General features: G+C 41.9%; 13 protein-coding genes. 7 read left to right on the top strand and 6 right to left on the bottom strand.

The window, feature by feature from the left end; translation table 11 throughout:
* Positions 1–190 precede the first annotated feature (190 nt).
* Positions 191–3,340, bottom strand: coding sequence for a TonB-dependent hemoglobin/transferrin/lactoferrin family receptor (locus DQN58_RS05140; protein ID WP_006717411.1), 3,150 nt, complete (start codon positions 3,338–3,340; stop codon positions 191–193).
* Positions 3,341–3,536: 196 nt separating this feature from the next.
* Positions 3,537–5,555: a bifunctional tRNA (5-methylaminomethyl-2-thiouridine)(34)-methyltransferase MnmD/FAD-dependent 5-carboxymethylaminomethyl-2-thiouridine(34) oxidoreductase MnmC gene (mnmC, locus tag DQN58_RS05145; protein ID WP_006717413.1), complete on the bottom strand. Its 2,019-nt coding sequence runs from the start codon at positions 5,553–5,555 to the stop codon at positions 3,537–3,539.
* A 166-nt stretch (positions 5,556–5,721) separates the two neighbouring features.
* Between mnmC and fabB the strand changes: the two genes are divergently transcribed.
* Together fabB and DQN58_RS05155 are read left to right on the top strand one after the other, a co-directional pair.
* Positions 5,722–6,942 carry a beta-ketoacyl-ACP synthase I gene (gene fabB, locus DQN58_RS05150; protein WP_032997786.1) on the top strand — a complete coding sequence of 407 codons (1,221 nt, stop codon included), beginning with the start codon at positions 5,722–5,724 and terminating at the stop codon, positions 6,940–6,942.
* Between the two features lie 142 nt (positions 6,943–7,084).
* On the top strand, positions 7,085–8,941 hold the full coding sequence (locus tag DQN58_RS05155) for an ATP-binding protein (protein ID WP_006717417.1): 1,857 nt from the start codon (positions 7,085–7,087) through the stop codon (positions 8,939–8,941).
* Positions 8,942–9,024: 83 nt separating this feature from the next.
* On the opposite strand, the gene mglC is transcribed toward DQN58_RS05155, so the two are convergent.
* The 4 genes from mglC to DQN58_RS05175 all read right to left on the bottom strand — a co-directional run bounded on the left by mglC (position 9,025) and on the right by DQN58_RS05175 (position 13,888).
* Entirely contained in the window at positions 9,025–10,035 is a 1,011-nt protein-coding gene (gene mglC, locus DQN58_RS05160) for a galactose/methyl galactoside ABC transporter permease MglC (protein WP_006717420.1), read from the bottom strand.
* An 18-nt stretch (positions 10,036–10,053) separates the two neighbouring features.
* Positions 10,054–11,586: a galactose/methyl galactoside ABC transporter ATP-binding protein MglA gene (mglA, locus tag DQN58_RS05165; protein WP_050540570.1), complete on the bottom strand. Its 1,533-nt coding sequence runs from the start codon at positions 11,584–11,586 to the stop codon at positions 10,054–10,056.
* Between the two features lie 73 nt (positions 11,587–11,659).
* Positions 11,660–12,652 carry a galactose/glucose ABC transporter substrate-binding protein MglB gene (gene mglB / locus DQN58_RS05170; RefSeq protein WP_006717423.1) on the bottom strand — a complete coding sequence of 331 codons (993 nt, stop codon included), beginning with the start codon at positions 12,650–12,652 and terminating at the stop codon, positions 11,660–11,662.
* A 216-nt stretch (positions 12,653–12,868) separates the two neighbouring features.
* Positions 12,869–13,888 carry a substrate-binding domain-containing protein gene (locus DQN58_RS05175; protein ID WP_032997787.1) on the bottom strand — a complete coding sequence of 340 codons (1,020 nt, stop codon included), beginning with the start codon at positions 13,886–13,888 and terminating at the stop codon, positions 12,869–12,871.
* 242 nt (positions 13,889–14,130) lie between these two features.
* Here DQN58_RS05175 and galT point away from each other — a divergent pair, with 242 nt between their 5' ends.
* The 5 genes from galT (at position 14,131) to lnt (ending at position 20,359) form a co-directional block, all read left to right on the top strand.
* Positions 14,131–15,174, top strand: coding sequence for a galactose-1-phosphate uridylyltransferase (gene galT, locus DQN58_RS05180; RefSeq protein ID WP_032997788.1), 1,044 nt, complete (start codon positions 14,131–14,133; stop codon positions 15,172–15,174).
* A gap of 221 nt (positions 15,175–15,395) precedes the next feature.
* Positions 15,396–16,550, top strand: a complete 1,155-nt coding sequence (gene galK, locus DQN58_RS05185) for a galactokinase (protein ID WP_032997789.1) — start codon at positions 15,396–15,398, stop codon at positions 16,548–16,550.
* Positions 16,544–17,581, top strand: a complete 1,038-nt coding sequence (gene galM / locus DQN58_RS05190; RefSeq protein WP_006717430.1) for a galactose-1-epimerase — start codon at positions 16,544–16,546, stop codon at positions 17,579–17,581. Before galK ends, galM begins: the two co-directional genes overlap by 7 nt.
* Positions 17,582–17,805: 224 nt before the next feature.
* On the top strand, positions 17,806–18,702 hold the full coding sequence (gene corC / locus DQN58_RS05195) for a CNNM family magnesium/cobalt transport protein CorC (RefSeq protein ID WP_032998092.1): 897 nt from the start codon (positions 17,806–17,808) through the stop codon (positions 18,700–18,702).
* A gap of 112 nt (positions 18,703–18,814) precedes the next feature.
* The gene (gene lnt / locus DQN58_RS05200) at positions 18,815–20,359 is read left to right on the top strand and encodes an apolipoprotein N-acyltransferase (protein WP_032998093.1); all 1,545 of its coding nucleotides are present in this window, start codon (positions 18,815–18,817) and stop codon (positions 20,357–20,359) included.
* Positions 20,360–20,415: the final 56 nt, after the last annotated feature.

Genomic DNA, 20,415 nt, shown 5'->3' on the forward strand with positions numbered 1-20,415 from the left:
TAGGTGTATGAGAATTTTGTGATTTATTTGATGTATATCACTAAATTTTTTCTGTTTGTAACCTTATGTAAAATAGGTCGCTAAGAAAGAATTTAGCTCATAGGAAAAATGGATAAAATTTGTGATAAAAAGCGACTGCACTTTAGAAGAAAGAAAAAGGAGAAGTTTGAAACTTCTCCTTTTTTGTCGGTTAGAATTCTAATTGCATAGAGAGTCGATAGTTTCTACCCGGTGCATAGAAGCGGTTAATACCTAATCCGGTATTTTGATTGATCATATTACTTGTTCCAAACGGACGTATTGATCTCGCCGAATCCCAAGTGATGTATTTACGATTTGTTAGGTTATAGACACCCGCTCTTAATGTGAGATTTTTAATTGGTTTAATATAGCCCAGTAAATCGAGGGTTGTATAAGAATCACTTCTCCATTTAAGCGTTGTTTCTTTCTTACCTTCTTCTTTGTGATACATATTATAAGTATCTTCCGCATTTTTGGCAGATACGTGAGAAACATATAAATCTAATCCAAATTTTTCATCAGGATGAGCATAACTAATTCCATAGATTGCTGTTTTCGGTTGAATTGGATTCATTGGAATATTGCCATCCATTCTTCCTTTTTGCTGACTATATTTATAACTTAGGCTAAATCCATTGAGGAATTTAGTGAGATAGCTTAATTCCAGATGAGATGAGATTTCAAAGCCGGTTACTTTCGCATTTGGGCGATTTATATTTTGATAAACGCTAAATGGCAATAATTTAGAATGTCCTTTAAAGTTGTAATTTCCTTTATAGGATAAATCAATAAAGTTATGGTATCTGGTATCAAAAACAGACCCTGTGATATACCCCATGTCATTATGGAAAGTTAAAGAGAGTTCTTTTGTTTTTGCTGTTTCCGGTTGAAGATTTTTATTCGGTAAAATAGAAAAATCCGGATGTTTAAAGGTGAAATAAATTTCATCACTTGTCGGTGCACGGAATGCCTTACTGTATTTTACTTGTAGGCGTACCCAGTCTAACGGATCAATTGTTGTGCCAAAGGAATAAGAACTTGCAGAGAATTTTTTAGGTTGCGCAATTTCTTTAATATTGGCAATTGCATTGGCTTCTTTCTTAGCTAATTCCGCCATATCCGTATCGGCGCGATCAGGATCAAACTTAGGCTCTGTGATATAGAGGTTTGTTACCATATCGTCAGGGATCTTCGGTGTGACACCCGGAATGTATTCAGGTTGGTATTTTACGCGGTCATAACGATAGCCCATATTAAAGGCAAAATGATCATTCACACGGAAGTCATCAATAAAATACAATGCGCCGCTTTTGGTTTTAACCGGAATTAAGAAAGAAAATACATTTTGTTTGTTACAGAGAGTATGTGATCTGTCCGGGTTTAATTTTGTCGGACTTAAGAATGTATCGCAGTTTGCAGGATATTCTGCCCACCATTTCAGGTTACGCGGGCTGACCCCTGATGTATTTACCATGGATTTTTCCATCTCTGCCCACAATGCACCATAGGATAGCTCGTGTTGAGTCTTACCTAATTCGATATGTTTGGTCAGATCGAGATTAACTTGTTTGGTTTTGCTGACTAGATCGCGTTGTGACCATAAATTGTCTTGATAGCCTTTTTTATTTGGCATGAAAAACATCGGCCCGCTCAATTGGCTATTACTCATGATGGCTGTTTTGGCATATTTTTTGCCATCTTTTTCGAACACTTCAATAGGAATATCGACTGGTGTTCCGTCTTTTTGAAAGCCGGTAATGTTTGGTTTATTACAATTAAATGCCTCACAGCTAAAGATGTGATGAACGTTGGTTGAAACAAGCTGTTCATCGCCGATTAAACCTTTATCGGCACCCAAGAGATCATAGCTTTTGCCATTTATATTTAACTTGCTTTCTGCTGGGGTAGTGCTTCCTTTTTTGGATAGTGTAGCTTTACAGGTTGATACATCTCCCACTTTTGGTGAGTCCCAAGAGCGGAAATCATTATCACAAGACTTATTGCCTGGTTTTACATAATAATCTTCATAGCCACTAGGAAGTTTATCCCAGTTAACTCGTTGCCATTTGTATTTTTTGGTTTTTCCATTATATGGTTCTACTGGCAGATCAACTGTTGTATCTGAATCAGGTTGAGACATCGCCGGTTTATTGTAATAAGACGCTAATTTATCATCTTTACCGACAAGTTTGTTTTCATCGTTATATTTCATTCCTAGTGGGTTACCGGCCAAGGCACATTTGTCATTCCCATCACAATAGTCATCAGTTCTCGCACGAGTGGTGATTTTTTGTTGGGAGTAGGTGATTTTTAAGGTGTCCCAAAGCGGTGTTGAGGAAAAGTTTTCATACGTAAAGGCAACATTTTTACGTTCGACTTTATCGTCTGTATGACGTAACTCGACTTCATCATAACTTTGATACTGCGTATTCGCTTTCAACGTGTAAGAGAAGTCATGGCCTTTAGAGGTTTGTTTATATAAATCGGCCATTACCGAGAAACGATGATTGTCCGTCGGTTGGAAAGCGAATTTCATTAATGTACTGTCTAGCGTACGACGATAAGGGTCTGCTTTTTCTCTTTCTTTACCTTGAATATTGTCTTTAAAATCTTTGTAGCCAAAGTTTTCGAGTTCATTCCCTTTACGCGATGTAGCCACAACAATGGCATCAAACCATTTATAGCGTCCTGCCAATGTTAATGTGTTTAGATTTTGATTATCCGCTGTGTTGTAACCGCGCTTGTAAGAGGCATAGTAATTTTTCTCGATTAAATAATCGCGTGCGTCTTTGGTTTCAAAATTTACTGAGCCGCCGAGTGCACCGCTACCGGATTTCAATGAATCCGCACCTTTACGAATCGTTGCTTGTTTAAGTGTTTCTATTTCTGCACTATTACGTGTGTTATTAAAATTGCCATAGCCTTCAAACAGTTCTTTGAAGCCCTGTGATGAAATTGTTTGTGCTTGGGCTAATCCATCAATTTGAATAGCAACACGGTTTTCTTCTACACCACGAACGGCAAAGCCACTGTTCCCAAATCGACCAGCTTCAACAACGGTGATACCCGTGTCATAACGCACAAGATCTTTTACATCTTGTGCTTGTTCTTTTTCTAATTTTTTTGCCGTTTTAACGGTTTCTGCAATTTTGGGTGGGGTTTTATCTGCGGTATTTCCGTTACCATTTGAATCGCCCGAAACCACGATTTCATTTAATTGCTCTGTCGGTTGATTGCTTGTTTCTGCCGAAGTAATAGAAGACACACTTAATGCAGTGAGAATGGAAAGGGAAAGATAGTTTGGTTTAAATTTACGCATAAATTTATGGCTCCAGGTAAATTAAAAATAGGACTTGAGTAAATAATAATAATTTGCGTTATTATATTCTGGTGTTTATTTTGCGCAAAGTATTAAAAACAAATTGTTTTTAATTTTTTTGATATACATCACATTTCATTTTTTGGATTGATGAAAAAAAGACCTATTTTTTCAAATAGGTCTTGGGAAGGTGGACTTAAAGATCTGCGACAGAAGTCCCTTTCAACAATTTTCTTATCCAACTTCGGCTTGCGGACAGGTGATGAATTAAGTCTTCGCTCAGCGGCAACGGTTCGTTATAGATAAGCGAAGCCAAAGTTTCGCCCAGTATTGGGGCTGACGTTAAACCGCGTGAGCCGAGGGCGCCGATGAGATATAAATTTGGAAATACGGCAGCCGGCGGAATAGGTTGTTTGCGACGGCGTAAGTTAAACAGATTTTTATAATCCACGCATTGCTGTTCAAAATTCGGCACATTACCTACCATTGGGGTGCGATCCCGCACGGCGCAACGTACACCGATTCGCGCCAGATTGGCAGAGATATCCGCCTCTTTCACCCAAGGCATACCCTCTAGGTTCTTTTGGATTTTTTCCTGATTTTCCCGTTGTTCCTGCTCGCTAAAGGTGCGGTCAGCGCAATCACGCACATGGCTGGCGCCAATGCAATGGCTGGTTTTAGCCTGATCAGCAGGCGTGAGGTAGCCATCATAACAGAGCACGGATTTCAGTTTCAGCAGATGTTCTGACGTGGGAATCTGGCTGACTTGCCCACGCACGGCATAAAGCGGTAGCGACTGCATTTGAGGAAATTCATGCAGTTGATGACCGTTGGCGAGGACGACGATTTGATGATGGAACCTGTCGTTTTCAGCATTCGTCACTAGCCAGCCGTTTTTTTGAGGGGAAAGTGCGGTCACTTTTTGCGATGTTTTTATGATGAGCCCGTGCAGCTGTAAATAAGCAAACAGATTCTGCACAAATTGTTGTGGCGCAAGCCATCCGCCCTGTGGAATAAATCCGCCACCACAAGGCAACGGGAGACCGACTTTATCGCTTAATTCAGCTTGGTTTAGGCTTTGATAAATGCTTTCTGGCAGCTGAAGTTGCGAAACTTTCTGTAATTTGACTGCACTTTTTTCGTTATATCCGCACAGTGCCACACCACAAAATTCATGTTCAAATTCAATGAGGTTTTCGGCGTTGCGTAATTGTTGTAAGCCGTAAGCGAAAGCCTGTATGTAAAAGCGAATGTTGCGTTCATCATCGTCGCTCAGTTGAGGATAAAATGCGCCTTGTTTGTTGCCGGAGGCGTTCATCGCTGGCTGTGGATCTTCACAATAAAGGGTGACGTTCGCGCCACGTTGTATTAAGGCGAATGCAGTAAATAAGGAGGCGATGCCGCCGCCTACAATGGCAACATCCGCCACATCTTCAAATTGGGCGGATTGTGGTAGGTACCATGGGGTGAAAAGTGCGGTTGGTTTTTCAAGTGTTTTTTCGCCAACCAAACACTCCCGTTTTTTGCCGTAACCTTTGCGCTTTTGCACGCTGAAACCGGCATTTTCCAAGCCTTTGCGAACGGCACTAGCGGCAGTGAAAGTGGCGAATGTGCCTTGCGGTTTGGTGTAACGGTACATTTGCGTATAAAGCGCGTCATTCCACATATCAGGATTTTTACTCGGGGCAAATCCATCTAAAAACCACGCATCGATGTTGTCACGCATATAATCGCCGAGCCGTGGCAAGTTGTCGTGAATATCACCAAACCAAAGATCGAGCGAGGTTTCCTCAAAATGAAAACGATAGCAACCTTCAATGGGATCCAACCAATGTTGCTGTAATTGTGCGGAGAGAGAGGCAAATTGCGGATAATGTTGATGAGCACGCGATAGGGCTTCTACGGTTAGCGGATATTTTTCAAAGGAAATAAAAAATAGCCGTTGTAATGTTGCCTGTGGAAATTGTTGGCGGAACTCACGAAAAAGCGTGGTGACGGCGAAAAAATTCAATCCGGTACCAAAACCGGTTTCTGCAATGACGAAGTGCTTTTGTTGATGTTGCTGCCAGCGTTGCCACAGTTGATTGCCTTGTTGAAAAACGTAGCGACTTTCTTCCAAACCGTCTTGGTTAGAAAAATAAACATCGTCAAATTGATTGGAAACAGGCGTGTTTTCTTGGTTAAAACAGATGTCCGCATGGCTAATAACGCGCATTGGTTTAATTCCTTAAATGATTTCATTTGGGCGATATCATACGCTGATTTGGCCTAACTGGTCGAACGTTATAATTAATGCTTGCAATATTTTGGTTTCATAGTAAATTGCGCTCAGCTAACAAATGTAAGTCGAAATGATTTTCCCAACTCATAAGGAAGAACGAATGAAAAGAGCAGTAATCACCGGATTTGGTATTATTTCCAGTATTGGTAACAACAAAGAAGAAGTCTTGGCTTCATTAAAAGCCGGTAAATCCGGTATTGAAATCGTACCTGAATTTATTGACATGAAAATGCGTAGCCATGTTGCCGGTACCATTAAATTAAATCCGAGCGAGTTAATCGATCGTAAAGTGTATCGTTTCATGGGCGATGCGGCAGCCTATGCTTACCTTTCTATGAAAGAAGCGATTGAAGATGCCGGTTTAACTGAAGAACAAGTGTCTAACGAACGTACCGGTTTGGTGATTGGCGCCGGCACAGGTTCTGCTCACAACCAGTTAGTGGCTTGTGATGCTGTGCGTGGTCCACGTGGCGTGAAAGCAGTTGGCCCTTATGCGGTAACCAAAACCATGGCCTCCAGCGTATCTGCGTGTTTGGCAACTCCGTACAAAATTAAAGGCGTAAGTTACAGTATCAGTTCTGCTTGTGCCACTTCAGCACACTGTATTGGTAACGCATTAGAACTTATTCAATTAGGTAAACAAGATATCGTTTTCGCCGGTGGCGCAGAAGAGTTGTCTTGGGAATGTGCGACTGAATTTGACGCGATGGGTGCAGTGTCCACCAAGTACAATGAAACCCCAACCAAAGCATCCCGTGCGTATGATGCAAACCGTGATGGTTTTGTCATTGCCGGTGGCGGTGCAGTGGTGGTTGTAGAAGAATTGGAACACGCATTGGCACGCGGTGCGAAAATTTACGCAGAAATCGTGGGCTATGGTGCAACCTCTGACGGTTATGACATGGTGGCGCCAAGCGGTGAAGGTGCAGAACGTTGCATGAAACAAGCCATGGCAAACATTGACACACCAATCGATTACATCAACGTGCACGGTACATCAACGCCAGTTGGTGATGTGAAAGAATTGGGCGCGATTAAAAACGTATTCGGCGATAAAATCCCGGCGATTTCTTCCACCAAATCTATGACAGGTCACTCTTTAGGGGCTGCCGGTGCGCATGAAGCCATTTATACCTTGTTAATGTTAGATAACGATTTCATCGCACCAAGCATTAACATCGAAACCTTAGATGAACAAGCTGTAGGTTGCAACATCGTAACAGAAACGAAAGAAAACGCCGGTTTACAAACTGTGATGTCCAATAGCTTCGGTTTTGGCGGTACTAACGCGACTTTAGTCTTTAAACGTTACAACGGTTAATCCTTCGGGTTAATTTCTCTTAAAAGTGCGGTCGAAATTCAATGTGTTTTTCGACCGCACTTTTTTTGTCTCTAAAACGGCTCAACATCCTTTGTACAGTTAAGGTACAATATTTATTATTTCTCTCTTTCCATGGAATCCTATGAAGAATATTAAACAGTTCGGTAGTTTTGCTCGTCGCTATGTGGATTGGGTCGTCCGCCTGGGGAAAATCCGTTTTTCTATTTTAGGTGTGTTAATTCTGGCCATCTTGGCGTTATGTACACAAATGGTATTAAGCCTCATTTTTGTTGGCACAATCTATTGGCAAGATCTTTTACGTTCTATTGTATTCGGGATGATTTCTGCGCCTTTTGTGATTTATTTCTTTACCTTATTGGTGGAAAAATTAGAACGTTCTCGCCAAGCATTGTCTCGTTCGGTGGTGAAACTACAAAATGAAGTGCAAGAGCGACTTTTAGCGGAAAAACGCTTATCGGCGGCATTGGATAAAGTGGAAAAGATCAGCCGAGATAAAACCACATTAATGACCACAATTAGCCATGAATTACGTACGCCGTTAAACGGCATTATCGGGTTAAGTCGTATTTTATTGGAAGAGCAGCCGACAGCACGCCAGAGTAGTTATTTACGAACCATCAACAGCAGTGCAATTTCCCTTTCTCATATCTTCAGCGATATTATCGATTTAGAAAAAATTGATGCGCGTCGTATTGAGTTAGACCGTAAAGAAACGGATTTGTATGCGTTGCTGAATGATATCAGTAATTTTGCGGTGCTCATTGCAGGAGAAAAACACTTAGAATTTCGCTTAATTTGCCCGCCGACATTACCGAATTGGTTGATGTTGGATGGGGTGCGATTAAGCCAGATTTTATGGAATTTGATTACGAATGCGGTGAAATTTACTCCGCAGGGAAGTGTGACCTTATCTATTGAGCAAACTGCAGAAGATGAATTTGCCATTCGTGTGACGGATACCGGCATCGGTATTGCAGAAGCGGATTTAGAAAAAGTCTTTGAATTGTATTATCAAGTGGATTCTCATCACTACAAATCTTTGGGCAGTGGGATTGGCTTATCAATTTCCAAAACCATTGCACAGCTAATGGACGGCGATTTGACGGTAAGTAGTGAATTAGGAAAAGGTTCAACTTTCTTACTGACCTTTAAAGCAAAAGAGGCCCAACAACCGGTAGAAAGTGGTAATAAAGTGCCGTTAAAATTGCGCATTTTGTTGGTGGAAGACATTGAAGTGAATATCGTTGTCGCAAAATCTATGCTGCAAAAACTCGGTTACCAAATTGATGTGGCTATGACTGGGGCAGAAGCGATTCAAAAATTTGAGGAGAATTATTACGACCTCGTCTTCTTGGATATTCAGTTACCGGATATGTCAGGTTTTGATATTGCCCATCATCTGCGTGAAAATTATGAAAATGGCATTTATGATTTTCTTCCGCCATTGATTGCGTTGACAGCGAATGTGGTGCAAAAGAAAGAAGCTTATTTGGAACAAGGCATGGACGATGTCATTCATAAGCCGTTATCTCTCGATGAATTAAATCAATGTTTGTTGGATTATTTTGGTGAAGAGATTAGACATTTTGATGTAATGGAAAAGAAACCATTGCAGGAATCTACAGATTTTGACACGAAAATGCTGGGTGAATTAATTGAAATGCTGGGTGTGAAGTTTGTGCAAGATAATCTCACTTTATTTGAACAGGCAATGAGTGGTTATGTGATTGAATTGCAACAGGCTTATCAAGCGTATGAGAAGGCGCCGAAACAGCAAGCTGAGTTGCTTTCAACCGCGCATAAAATAAAAGGCGCTTTAGCATCGGTGGGGTTAAAACGCTTGCAACAAATTGCTGCGTTGGCACAGAACGGTGACGCGGAAAATTGGCATGAGAATATTGCGCATTGGGTGGATATTTTGGTGCAAGAATGGCAGTTAGATGTTAATAAATTACGTCACTGGCTCAGTGATATGTAGTTAAAATACAAAAAATAACGACCGCACTTTGGTAAGTGCGGTCGTTTTTTATGGCGTTTTTCAATGTTTCATGAATCGGAAGATTATTTTTTCTTCGCGTATTTCAAGGAGTCGATAGCTACCGCGAGGATGATGATGCTACCTTTGATGATGTATTGCCAGTAAGGGTTTACACCGATATAAGTCAAACCATAGTTAATTACGGTGAAGATGATTACCCCGGTAATAACACCAATAACCGTACCCACACCACCGGCGAAAGACACACCGCCTACCACGCAGGCTGCGATAGCATCCAATTCATACATGAAACCGAGGTTATTGGTTGCAGAACCGATACGACCGGCTTCCAACATACCACCGAACGCGTAGAACATACCGGCAATCATGTAGATGACAACAAGGTTACGAGCAACGTTTACACCGGAAACTTTTGCCGCTTCAGGGTTACCGCCGATAGCAAAGATATTTTTACCAAAGCGTGTTTTATTCCACATCACCCATACACAGAAAGCACAAATAGCGGCATAAATAGTGATATAGGAGAGCTTAAATGAACCTAGACGGATGAAACCTTGAGCAAAAACAGAGAAGTTTTCGCTGAAACCGGCGATAGGAGAGCCGCCTACAGCATCGTAATAAAGGGAGTTGAAACCGTAGACGATAATCATAGTACCCATGGTGGCGATAAACGGCGTTACGTTTAAGTAAGCGATAACCAAGCCATTGACTAAACCGATGACTGCACCCACAGCACAAACAGCAAGGATAACTACCGGAATTGGAATTTCACCGAGATCAGGGAAAACACGGTTCATGTTTTCCATGGATTGCAACATGGTCGCGGAGATTACCGCAGCGAGACCAACCTGACGACCGGCAGACAAGTCGGTACCTTGTGTGACCAATAAGCCGGCAACCCCAAGAGCGATGATTAAACGCACGGAGGATTGCGTCAGAATGTTACTGAAGTTAACCAAGTTAAGAAATGTCGGATCTTGTGCGATGATGATGCCAAGTAAAATCAACAACACAAAATAAATCGCATTTTGTTTTAGGAAATCGAATGATTTATTTTTTTCTAAGGCACTCATAATTTGTTCCTTTGTTATTTATAAATATTTTGCGGCAAGTTGCAAAATTTCTTCTTGAGAGGTTTTTGCCGTTTCAACGATACCAGCAACTTTGCCATTACTCATCACGAGAATACGGTCGGTTACCCCAAGGAGTTCAGGCATTTCGGAAGAAATCATGATGATACCTTTATCCTTTTTCGCCAGTTCCTGAATTAATTGGTAAATTTCAAATTTTGCACCGATATCGATCCCGCGGGTCGGTTCGTCCAACATCAGAATCTCCGGTTGGGTTAATAACCAGCGACCGATGATGACTTTTTGTTGGTTACCGCCGGAAAGTGAGCCAATCGTTGTTTTGTGCGATGGCGTTTTGACATTCATTGAATCAATAACCCATTGTGTGTCACTGCTCATTTTCTTATTGCTGAGCAATTTCCAAGGGGTTAAATAGGATTTCATGTTGGAAATCAGAGAGTTGAATTCAATGCTTAAGTTAGAGTAAATCCCCGTTGAACGACGTTCTTCGGTTACCAAAGCAAAACCGTGGTTAATTGCCTCAAGTGCGGTATGATTTTTTACTGTTTTTCCATTGAGTTTAATGGTGCCGCTTTTCAGTTCGCGCACGCCGAAAATGGCTTCAACGATATCTGTACGTTTCGCGCCGACGAGACCTGCAATCCCTAAAATTTCCCCTTTACGCAAATTGAAAGATACATCTTGAATAGAAGGTTGGTTTAATGCCGTCAGATTTTCTACTTCTAAGGTGATTTCTTTTGGTACGTTAGTTTTTTCCGGGAAACGTTGGGTGAGTTCACGGCCTACCATCATGGAGACGATTTCTTCCATGGTGGAGGTTTTTACCGGTACGGTATTGATCCATTTGCCATCGCGTAGAATAGTGATTTCATCACAAATTTTGAAGATTTCGTCCATTTTGTGAGAAATATAAATAATACCGCAACCGCGATCTTTTAATTTTTGAATGATTTTAAACAGATGTTCCACTTCTTTTTCAGAAAGTGAGGATGTCGGTTCATCCATAATCACAATTTTTGCGTTATAAGAAAACGCTTTCGCAATTTCGATCATCTGCATTTGTGAAACGGAAAGTTTGGCTACTTTTTCTTTTGGATCAACATCAATGTCCAATTCATCAAAAATAGCTTTGGTATCACGGTACATTTTCGCGTGATCGACAAAAGGCCCTTTAAGTGGGTAACGACCTAGCCACAGGTTATCCATTACGCTGGTTTGACGCACAAGGTTAAGTTCTTGGTGCACCATGGAAATGCCGTTTTCTAAGGCTTCTTTTGAGGTTTTAAAATTCACGGGTTTGCCTAAAAACAAGATTTCACCTTCGTCTTTAGAGTAAATGCCGAACAAGCATTTTAACAACGTGGATTTACCCGCACCGTTTTCCCCCATCAATGCGTGTACAGAATGCGAACGGACGCTTAAGTTTGCGTGATCTAAGGCTTTTACGCCCGGAAAGGACTTGCTGACATTAGTCATGGTAAGCAGGACTTCGCCATTTTGGCTTCCGCTTTGACTTTGAATTTGCTCTGTCATATCCAACCTCATAAATAAAGGGGAAGGGACATAAGTGTTGTCCTACGCTTCCCCTTACATTAATAAAACAAATTTATTTTAAGAATTCAGATAAGTTATCTTTATCTACACCAACATAAGGAACACGTACAACACGATCTTTAAGTTCCCATTTGGTACCTTCAGTTGCCGGTTTGCCGTTTGCTAAGTTATTAGATAACTCAACAACCGCTTTACCTTGGTTTACACCGTCATTTAACACGGTACCTGCAAGTTCACCTTTCTTGATCAGTTGTAATGCTTCAGGTAGGGCGTCAACACCGAAGATTGGTAATTTTTTACCGTGTGCTTTGGTTGCTTCTAATGCACCTAATGCCATACCGTCATTGTTAGAAATGATCACTTCGATGTCATTTGCTTTAGAGCTGGATAACCATGCATCGACTTTATCTTTCGCTAAGGCTGCATCCCACATACCGGTATCAATGAAGAGTTGTTCAGTTTGGATACCTTGTGCATTTAATTGCTCAATAACATATTTGGTACGTGCTTCAGCATCTGGGTGGCCCGGTTCACCTTTTAATAAAACAAATTGGATTTTACCGTCTTTGTTTAAGTCTAATGCCGGCATGGCTTTCCATTGTTTTGCAATTAAGTCGCCTTGGATAATGCCTGATTCTTTCGGATCTGTACCTACAAAGTAAGCGTTATCATAAGAAGCGATTGCTTTTGCACCCGGGTCTTTATTGAAGAACACAACAGGAATATTGTCCGGTTTTGCTTTACCGATGATGGTTGGTGCCGCAGATGGGTCAACTAAGTTGATCGCTAACGCTTTGACGCCTTTTGAAAGTAATACATCAACTTGGTCGTTTTGAATAGACTGTGCGTTTTGAGAGTCATTCATTAATAATTTCACGTCTTTTAATTGATCTGCATCTTTTTGGATTTCTTTACGCATCAAAGACATAAAGTTGTCGTCATATTTATAGATTGTCACACCGATACGGGTTTCTGCTTGTGCTGCACTGATGCCGGCACCGAAAGCTACTGCTAAAGCAACTGCACTTAATACTGTTTTTTTCATAATGCATGTTCTCCATTAATTGTTCATATAAAGAATAAAGAGGGGTTTATTTTAGTGATAATTCATTAAAGCATTATTATCAAAATCTTACCTTTTTACACTGCAATCGCTACTCGGGTAATTGGTGGTAAGGATACCTTGTTTTTTAGGGAAAGAATGTGATCATATTCACATTTATGAAAACGATTACATCTCTCGCTCAAAAATAATGCAATTTTAACGTTTTTCCTCCTTTGGGTAGGCATTTTCCACCGAAAAACGTCTGACTAGTGTCGGATTAAATTGCGGATTAATAGGTAGGGAAAGGGTTTTATCAACCAAACTTAGAGCTAGTTTTGCGGCATAATTTGCCATAAGATCAATAGGATAGCGAATTGTTGTGAGTTTAGGCACCAAATAACGGGCAATTGGCATATCGTCAAAACCAATAATAGAGAACTGTTTCGGCACTTTGATATTGTTTTCATTGAGTACGGATAACGCACCTGCCGCCATAGAATCATTGTAGGCAACAACGGCTGTTAAATTATCGTTATAACTCAATAGGTTAATCATGGCTTCTTCACCACCTTCGAAATCCGGTGTGCTATGTACGATGGCGTTTTCGACAATGGGGATACCATGTTCTGTAAGCGCATTCAAATAACCTTGTTTACGCTCAGCTTCATCGTTAATTCTATGGTTTGAGCCGATATAACCAATATGGCGATGCCCTGCGTTAATCAGCGTATTGGTAGCAATATAAGTGCCTTTTTGGTTATCCAATCCGACACAGCGGGATTCATAACCTTTAATACAACGGTTGATAATTACCATTCCCGGCACACTTTCTAAATAATCCGCTAAAGTTTGATCATCTAACGCTTTGGAATGCACGACCAAACAATTACAACGTTTACGCAGTAGGGTATCAATGGCTTCTTTTTCTTTTTCTGCCTGATGGTATCCCATGCCGATCAAAATATTTTTGCCATGCTCCATGGCGACGTGATCAACCGCTTTCACTAGAATTGCAAAAAAAGCGTCCGTTACATCGGTCACTACAACGCCTAATGTATCGGAACTTTGCGAAGCCAAAGCCTGCGCATTGGCATTTGGACGGTAGCCTAATTGTTCAATAGCGTTCAATACAGCGGCACGGGTGTGTTCTTTCGCACAAGGGTGATTATTTAATACCCTAGATACTGTCGCGACAGAAACGCCAGCCTGTTTAGCAACATCTCGAATAGTAACCATAGATATCCCTTCATTATGTATGACTAAAGCCCAAGGAATCATAATCGGAAAAAAGACTTTTTGGAAACGCTTACTTTTAAAAGTGTCGTGTATGTCACAGTTTTTCTCATCGCTTTATAGCTTAAGTAAATAGAAATTCATTTTTGTGATCTTGATAACAGTTTAATTTGTTAAATATGCTATTTTATGCCATATTTTGTAATCGTTTTCATAAATTAAATACAACCGAACAGAGGTACATTATGACAACTGTTTTTGAACCTACCGATCATCCGCACCGCAGATATAACCCGTTAACCGACCAATGGGTTTTAGTTTCTCCTCATCGCGCTAAACGTCCATGGCAAGGACAACAAGAGAAAGTCAATGAAGAACAAAAGCCAAGTCACGATCCGAATTGCTATCTTTGCCCGCGTAATAAACGCATTACCGGTGAGCCCAATCCCGATTATCACAAACCTTATGTGTTTAAAAATGACTTCTCCGCACTGTTAGAAGACACACCGGCACCGCAAAATAACGACAATCCGTTATTCCAAAGTTCACAAGCTCGTGGTGAAAGTCGCGTGATTTGTTTTTCGCCGGATCACAGTAAAACGTTGCCATTATTGACCGCACTTGAGATCGAAGAAGTCATTAAAGTCTGGCAGGAACAGCTCCGTGAGCTCGGACAAAAATACCAATGGGTACAAATCTTTGAAAACAAAGGCGCAGCGATGGGCTGTTCTAACCCGCATCCACACGGACAAATCTGGGCAAACAGTTTCCTGCCGAATGAAGTGGCGAGAGAAGATAAAGCACAACGTCAATATTATGAAAAATATGGTTCTGTGCTGTTGGTGGATTATGTCCAACAAGAACTGGCCCGCAAAGAACGTATCGTTGTGGAGACAGAGCATTGGGTTGCTGTGGTGCCGTATTGGGCGGTTTGGCCGTTTGAAACGCTATTATTACCAAAAATGCACGTTAAACGTTTGACGGAATTAAGTGATGCTCAAGCGAAAGATTTGGCGGTGATATTGAAAAAACTCACCACTAAATACGACAACTTATTTGAAACTTCTTTCCCGTATTCCATGGGGTTCCACGCTGCACCGTTTAACGGCGAAGAAAACGACCATTGGCAACTACATGCTCATTTCTATCCACCACTTTTACGTTCCGCTACCGTGCGTAAGTTTATGGTGGGCTATGAAATGCTCGGCGAAAGCCAACGTGATTTAACCGCAGAACAAGCAGCAGAAAGACTGCGTGCGTTGAGTGAAATTCACTATAAACTGAAATAATGCGCCCAATTCCCCTCTTTAGCAAAGAGGGGTTAGGGGAGATTTACTCGCTTCGCTCGCACTTCGTGCCGTTGCTAAAGCAACGTTCAAACGCAAGCGTTTGTGGCAGAAGCTATACCAACCTCATACGAAATTTAAATATCACAATTAAATCTCCCCCTGCCCCTCTTTATAAAAGAGGGGAGTGGTTTGAGAGATATGATAAAGAGAAAGGAAATAACATGACCCCAATCCAAAAATCCCAACACATTTTCAAGCAAAAATATAATCAACAACCTGAATTGACCGTGTATGCGCCGGGTCGAGTCAATATTATCGGTGAACATACTGATTACAACGACGGCTTTGTGATGCCATGCGCCATTAACTATGGCACGGCGATTGCCGGCGCGAAACGCAACGATCATGTTTGGAATGTGTATGCCGCCGATTTGGATCTGTCTGATGAGTTTTCACTAGATAAAGAAATCCCTCAAAGTGAACAAAAATGGGCAAATTATGTGCGTGGTGTGGTGAAGTTCATTCAAGAACGTTGCCCAGATTTCAAACAAGGGGCGGATTTGGTGATTTCTGGCAATGTGCCTCATTCTTCCGGTTTAAGTTCTTCAGCTGCGTTGGAAGTGGCAACAGGAAAATTTTGTCAGCAGCTAGGCGATTTGCCTTTAAGCCATACAGACATTGCGCTTATCGGGCAAAAAGCAGAAAACAAATTTGTTGGTGCCAACTGTGGCAATATGGATCAGCTAATTTCTGCGCTTGGACAACAAGATCATTTATTGATGATTGACTGCCGTAGTCTTGAAACCCAACCAACGCCCGTGCCGCAGGATGTGGCGGTGATTATTGTGAACTCTAATGTGCCGCATGATTTGGTTACTGGCGAATACAACACTCGTCGTCAGCAATGTGAACGTGCGGCAGAATTTTTCGGCGTGAAAGCCTTGCGTGATGTGTCCGTGGCACAGTTTAAAGAAAAAGAAGCAGAATTGACCGCACTTGATCCGCTGGTGGCAAAACGCGCCCGCCATGTGGTGACAGAAAATCAACGCGTATTAGATGCGGTAGACGCCTTGAAACATAATGACTTAACCCGTCTTGGCGAATTAATGGGGCAGTCGCATGATTCTATGCGCGATGATTTTGAAATCACCGTGCCACAGATTGACTATTTAGTGGAATTGGCACAGTTGGTCATCGGTAAACAGGGTGGTGCACGCATGACCGGAGGGGGCTTCGGCGGTTGTATTGTTGCTCTTGCGCCACACGATAAAGTAGAAGCCGTACGCAAAATCGTGGCAGACAATTATGAAAAACAAACAGGCTTGAAAGAAGACTTTTATGTTTGCACGGCTTCACAAGGGGTGCGTGTATGCTAGAACAACACGCCCAAGGCACTGCGCCGGACGGTTTGCCGTTTCAGCTTTTCACGTTGCAAAATACGCAAGGAATGCGTGTGCAATTTACCGATTGGGGCGCAACTTGGACGTCTTGTCGCGTGCCGGTCAACGGAGAATTGCGAGAAGTGTTGCTGGGTTGCAAGTTGGAAGAGTATCCCGTTCAGCAAGCCTATTTAGGCGCGAGTGTCGGACGCTATGCTAACCGTATTGCCAATGCCCAATTTACGCTTAATGATAAAATTGTGGCCTTAACCGCCAACCAAGGAACGCATCAACTTCACGGTGGTGTAAACGGTTTTGATAAACGCCGTTGGGCATTAGAAAAGTGCGGTGAAAATTTCGTGTGTTTTTCTTTGCATTCTACCGACGGTGATCAAGGTTTCCCTGGTAATGTGGATGTGACGGTGACTTATACGTTAATGGAAGAAAATTCAGTCAAAATTGAGTATGCAGGGAAAAGCGATCAGGATACGGCATTGAATTTAACTAACCACGCTTATTTCAATTTAGAAAACGCTGAGCTGGGTACGGATGTTCGCCATCACCGCTTGCGCCTGAATGCGGATTTCTATTTGCCGGTAGATAGCGAAGGCATTCCAAATTCACCGTTAAAACACGTTGTCGGCACCAGTTTTGATTTTCGCGTTGCCAAGCCGATTCAACAGGATTTTCTGCAAGGCGAACAGCTTGCCACCAAAGGCTACGATCATTCTTTTGTCGTCAACAAAGCCTGGCAAAAACCTTGTGTTTTACTGAGTTCACCAAATGACGATTTGCATTTGGAAGTGTTGACTTCACAAGCCGCATTACAGGTTTACACCGGCAATTTCCTCGGCGGCACACCTACTCGACATGGCAAACAATACGCGGATTACAGTGGCGTTGCGTTGGAAACCCAATGTTTGCCAGACACGCCAAATCACCCCGAATGGCAAAATTACGGTGGCATTGTGAAAGCCGGTGAAGCGTATTACCAATGGACGGAGTATCGTTTTAAAGGTAATGATTAAACTAAAAGTGCGGCTAACATTTGCCGCATTTTTTCTTTCTGCAGTTTGTATCTCATAGCCGTTACTTAAGTGATTAACGATCCTATGCTGATGACTGCCTGTTTTGTGATATGCCACAAAATTTAAGAGAAAAACAGACCGCACTTCCGTTCTTCCTTTTGCGCTTTCGTGACAAATATGGTACTTTCTCCCCTGTCAATCCGACGGCAACTTTTTTAATTTTTATGAACGAAGAACACTCGACCAACCAATCTGAAGTTACTAAAAAATCTTTTTTCCAATCTCTTTTCGGACGTTTCTTTCAAGGCGAACTAAAAAATCGCGATGAGTTAGTAGAAGTGATCCGAGATTCTGAACAAAACGATCTCATCGACCAAAATACCCGTGAAATGATTGAGGGCGTGATGGAAATCGCTGAATTGCGTGTACGCGATATTATGATTCCGCGTTCTCAAATCGTTTTCATTGAAACCGATCAGGATTTAGATTCTTGTTTGGACACCATCATTGAATCTGCCCACTCCCGTTTCCCGGTAATTGCCGATGCGGATGATCGCGACAATATCGTAGGGATTTTGCATGCGAAGGATTTGCTGAAATACCTGCGTGCGAATGCGGAAGAATTTAATCTGTTACATATGATTCGTCCGACCATGATTGTGCCGGAAAGCAAACGAGTGGACAGAATGCTAAAAGATTTCCGTTCCGAGCGCTTCCACATGGCGATTGTGGTAGATGAATTTGGTGCGGTGTCAGGTTTGGTAACCATTGAAGATGTGTTGGAGCAAATCGTCGGAGACATTGAAGACGAATTTGATGAAGAGGATGTGGCGGATATTCGCCAACTTTCCCGCCATGCTTACGCGGTGCGTGCCTTAACGGATATTGAAGATTTTAATCAACAATTTAACACCCAATTTAATGACGAAGAGGTGGACACTGTTGGTGGTTTGATTATGCAGGCATTCGGCTATTTACCAAAACGTGGTGAAGAAATTACACTGGAAAATCTGCACTTTAAAGTGACCTCTGCAGACAGTCGTCGCATTATTCAACTTCGCGTTACCGTGCCGGACGAATATTTGCCGGAAATGGAGAATGTCGAGAACCTAGCGGAGTAGTTTTCTCCGTTTGTAAGTAGCCAATCAGCCCGTTCTTTACAAAGAGCGAAATGGCATACCAACATATTGAAAGGATAAAAAGCAGGCATTTTGCCTGCTTCACTATTTTATGATGAAGAAATATCTCACTTACCTTATTGCGCTTATTTCAGGTGCCATCGGTGTATTTGCTTTTGCGCCTTTTCATTACTGGGCCTTGTCCTATGCGTCTTTGTTCGGTTTGATTTGGGTTATCAAAACACCACAAAAATCCACCGCACTTTTATCTGCTTTTTTATGGGGCTTGAGCTTCTTTACTTTTGGGGTGAACTGGCTACATGTCAGTATTCATCAATTTGGAGAGGCTCCTTTAGCAGTGAGTTATTTCTTGGTGGTGCTGTTAGCCGCATATTTGTCGTTGTATCCGCTCTTATTTGCGTATTTGGTGCGCCGCTTACAGGTGCAACGAGCAGTGATGTATCCCGTATTATGGACGTTAACTGAATTTTTGCGCGGTTGGGTTTTCACCGGCTTTCCTTGGTTGCAATTCGGTTATACGCAAATTGATAGCCTGTTTGCTGGGATTGCGCCGATTTTTGGCGTTACCGGTTTAACCTTCTTGGCTATGTTCTTAAGTGCGGTCGCTTTTAACATCGTTTCTGCGTTATGGAATTCACCGAAAAAATGGAATGTTGTTTTGGCAAATAGTCTTATTTTAGTGGCTATTGGTGGGACGGCAAGTTACACATCAAAGATTAATTATGTAAAAGAAAACCCTGAAAAGGCGCTGAATGTTTCTTTAGTGCAAGGCAATATCGAACAAAATTTGAAATGGGATCCGAATTATCTGTATCAAACCATGGAAAATTATGGGCGATTAATTGGCGATAATTTGGGAAAAACGGATTTGATTATTTTGCCGGAAGCCGCATTTCCAACCTATGAAAACAGTATTCAGCCATTTTTCCAAATGTTGCAATCTTTGGCGGAAAAAACCAATACGGAAGTGATGGTCGGCACGATTTATCAAGATGAAACCCTTGGCAAATTATTTAACTCTATTGTGGTGGTGGGGAATCAGACGGCACCTTATCAGATGCAAACGGCAAACCGTTATAACAAACATCATTTGGTACCGTTTGGTGAATATGTTCCGTTAGAAAGTATTTTGCGCCCGCTCGGTTCTGTGTTTAATTTACCCATGTCGGCTTTCCAAAGCGGCGCCCCAGTGCAGCAAACCTTGCTGGCAAAGAATCTGAATTTCACTGCAGCGATTTGTTATGAAATTATTCTCGGTGCGCAATTACAGAAAAATCTCACGGCAAACAGTGATTTTATTCTCACGGTGTCTAATGATGCTTGGTTTGGTAATTCCATCGGCCCGTGGCAACATTTACAAATGGCACAAATGCGTGCGTTGGAACTTGGTAAACCGGTGATTCGCGCAACGAATACAGGCGTGACGGCATTTATTGATGCCCAAGGCAACATTGTGGCGCAAGCCCCGCAATTTGTGGAAACGGTGTTGACGCATCGTATTGCGCCGACACAAGGTAAAACCCCTTACAGCGTCTTTGGCGATATGCCGTTATATGTCTTAAGTGCGGTCTTTTTCCTGTTGCATTTGTTAGGTATGTTGCTTCAGCGCCTGCTCTTGAAACGGGTAAGAAAAGCTTGATTCGAAAAACAAAAACACCGGAGATTATCCGGTGTTTTTGTTTATGTCATAAAGCG

Origin of the sequence: Aggregatibacter segnis ATCC 33393, from assembly GCF_900476035.1 — a bacterium.
GTDB lineage: Bacteria > Pseudomonadota > Gammaproteobacteria > Enterobacterales > Pasteurellaceae > Aggregatibacter > Aggregatibacter segnis.

Bases quoted from the DNA above. Each gene is read 5' to 3' on its own strand.
- DQN58_RS05140 (WP_006717411.1), bottom strand. From the start codon at position 3,340: ATGCGTAAATTTAAACCAAACTATCTTTCCCTTTCCATTCTCACTGCA.
- mnmC (WP_006717413.1), bottom strand. From the start codon at position 5,555: ATGCGCGTTATTAGCCATGCGGACATCTGTTTTAACCAAGAAAACACG.
- fabB (WP_032997786.1), top strand. From the start codon at position 5,722: ATGAAAAGAGCAGTAATCACCGGATTTGGTATTATTTCCAGTATTGGT.
- DQN58_RS05155 (WP_006717417.1), top strand. From the start codon at position 7,085: ATGAAGAATATTAAACAGTTCGGTAGTTTTGCTCGTCGCTATGTGGAT.
- mglC (WP_006717420.1), bottom strand. From the start codon at position 10,035: ATGAGTGCCTTAGAAAAAAATAAATCATTCGATTTCCTAAAACAAAAT.
- mglA (WP_050540570.1), bottom strand. From the start codon at position 11,586: ATGACAGAGCAAATTCAAAGTCAAAGCGGAAGCCAAAATGGCGAAGTC.
- mglB (WP_006717423.1), bottom strand. From the start codon at position 12,652: ATGAAAAAAACAGTATTAAGTGCAGTTGCTTTAGCAGTAGCTTTCGGT.
- DQN58_RS05175 (WP_032997787.1), bottom strand. From the start codon at position 13,888: ATGGTTACTATTCGAGATGTTGCTAAACAGGCTGGCGTTTCTGTCGCG.
- galT (WP_032997788.1), top strand. From the start codon at position 14,131: ATGACAACTGTTTTTGAACCTACCGATCATCCGCACCGCAGATATAAC.
- galK (WP_032997789.1), top strand. From the start codon at position 15,396: ATGACCCCAATCCAAAAATCCCAACACATTTTCAAGCAAAAATATAAT.
- galM (WP_006717430.1), top strand. From the start codon at position 16,544: ATGCTAGAACAACACGCCCAAGGCACTGCGCCGGACGGTTTGCCGTTT.
- corC (WP_032998092.1), top strand. From the start codon at position 17,806: ATGAACGAAGAACACTCGACCAACCAATCTGAAGTTACTAAAAAATCT.
- lnt (WP_032998093.1), top strand. From the start codon at position 18,815: ATGAAGAAATATCTCACTTACCTTATTGCGCTTATTTCAGGTGCCATC.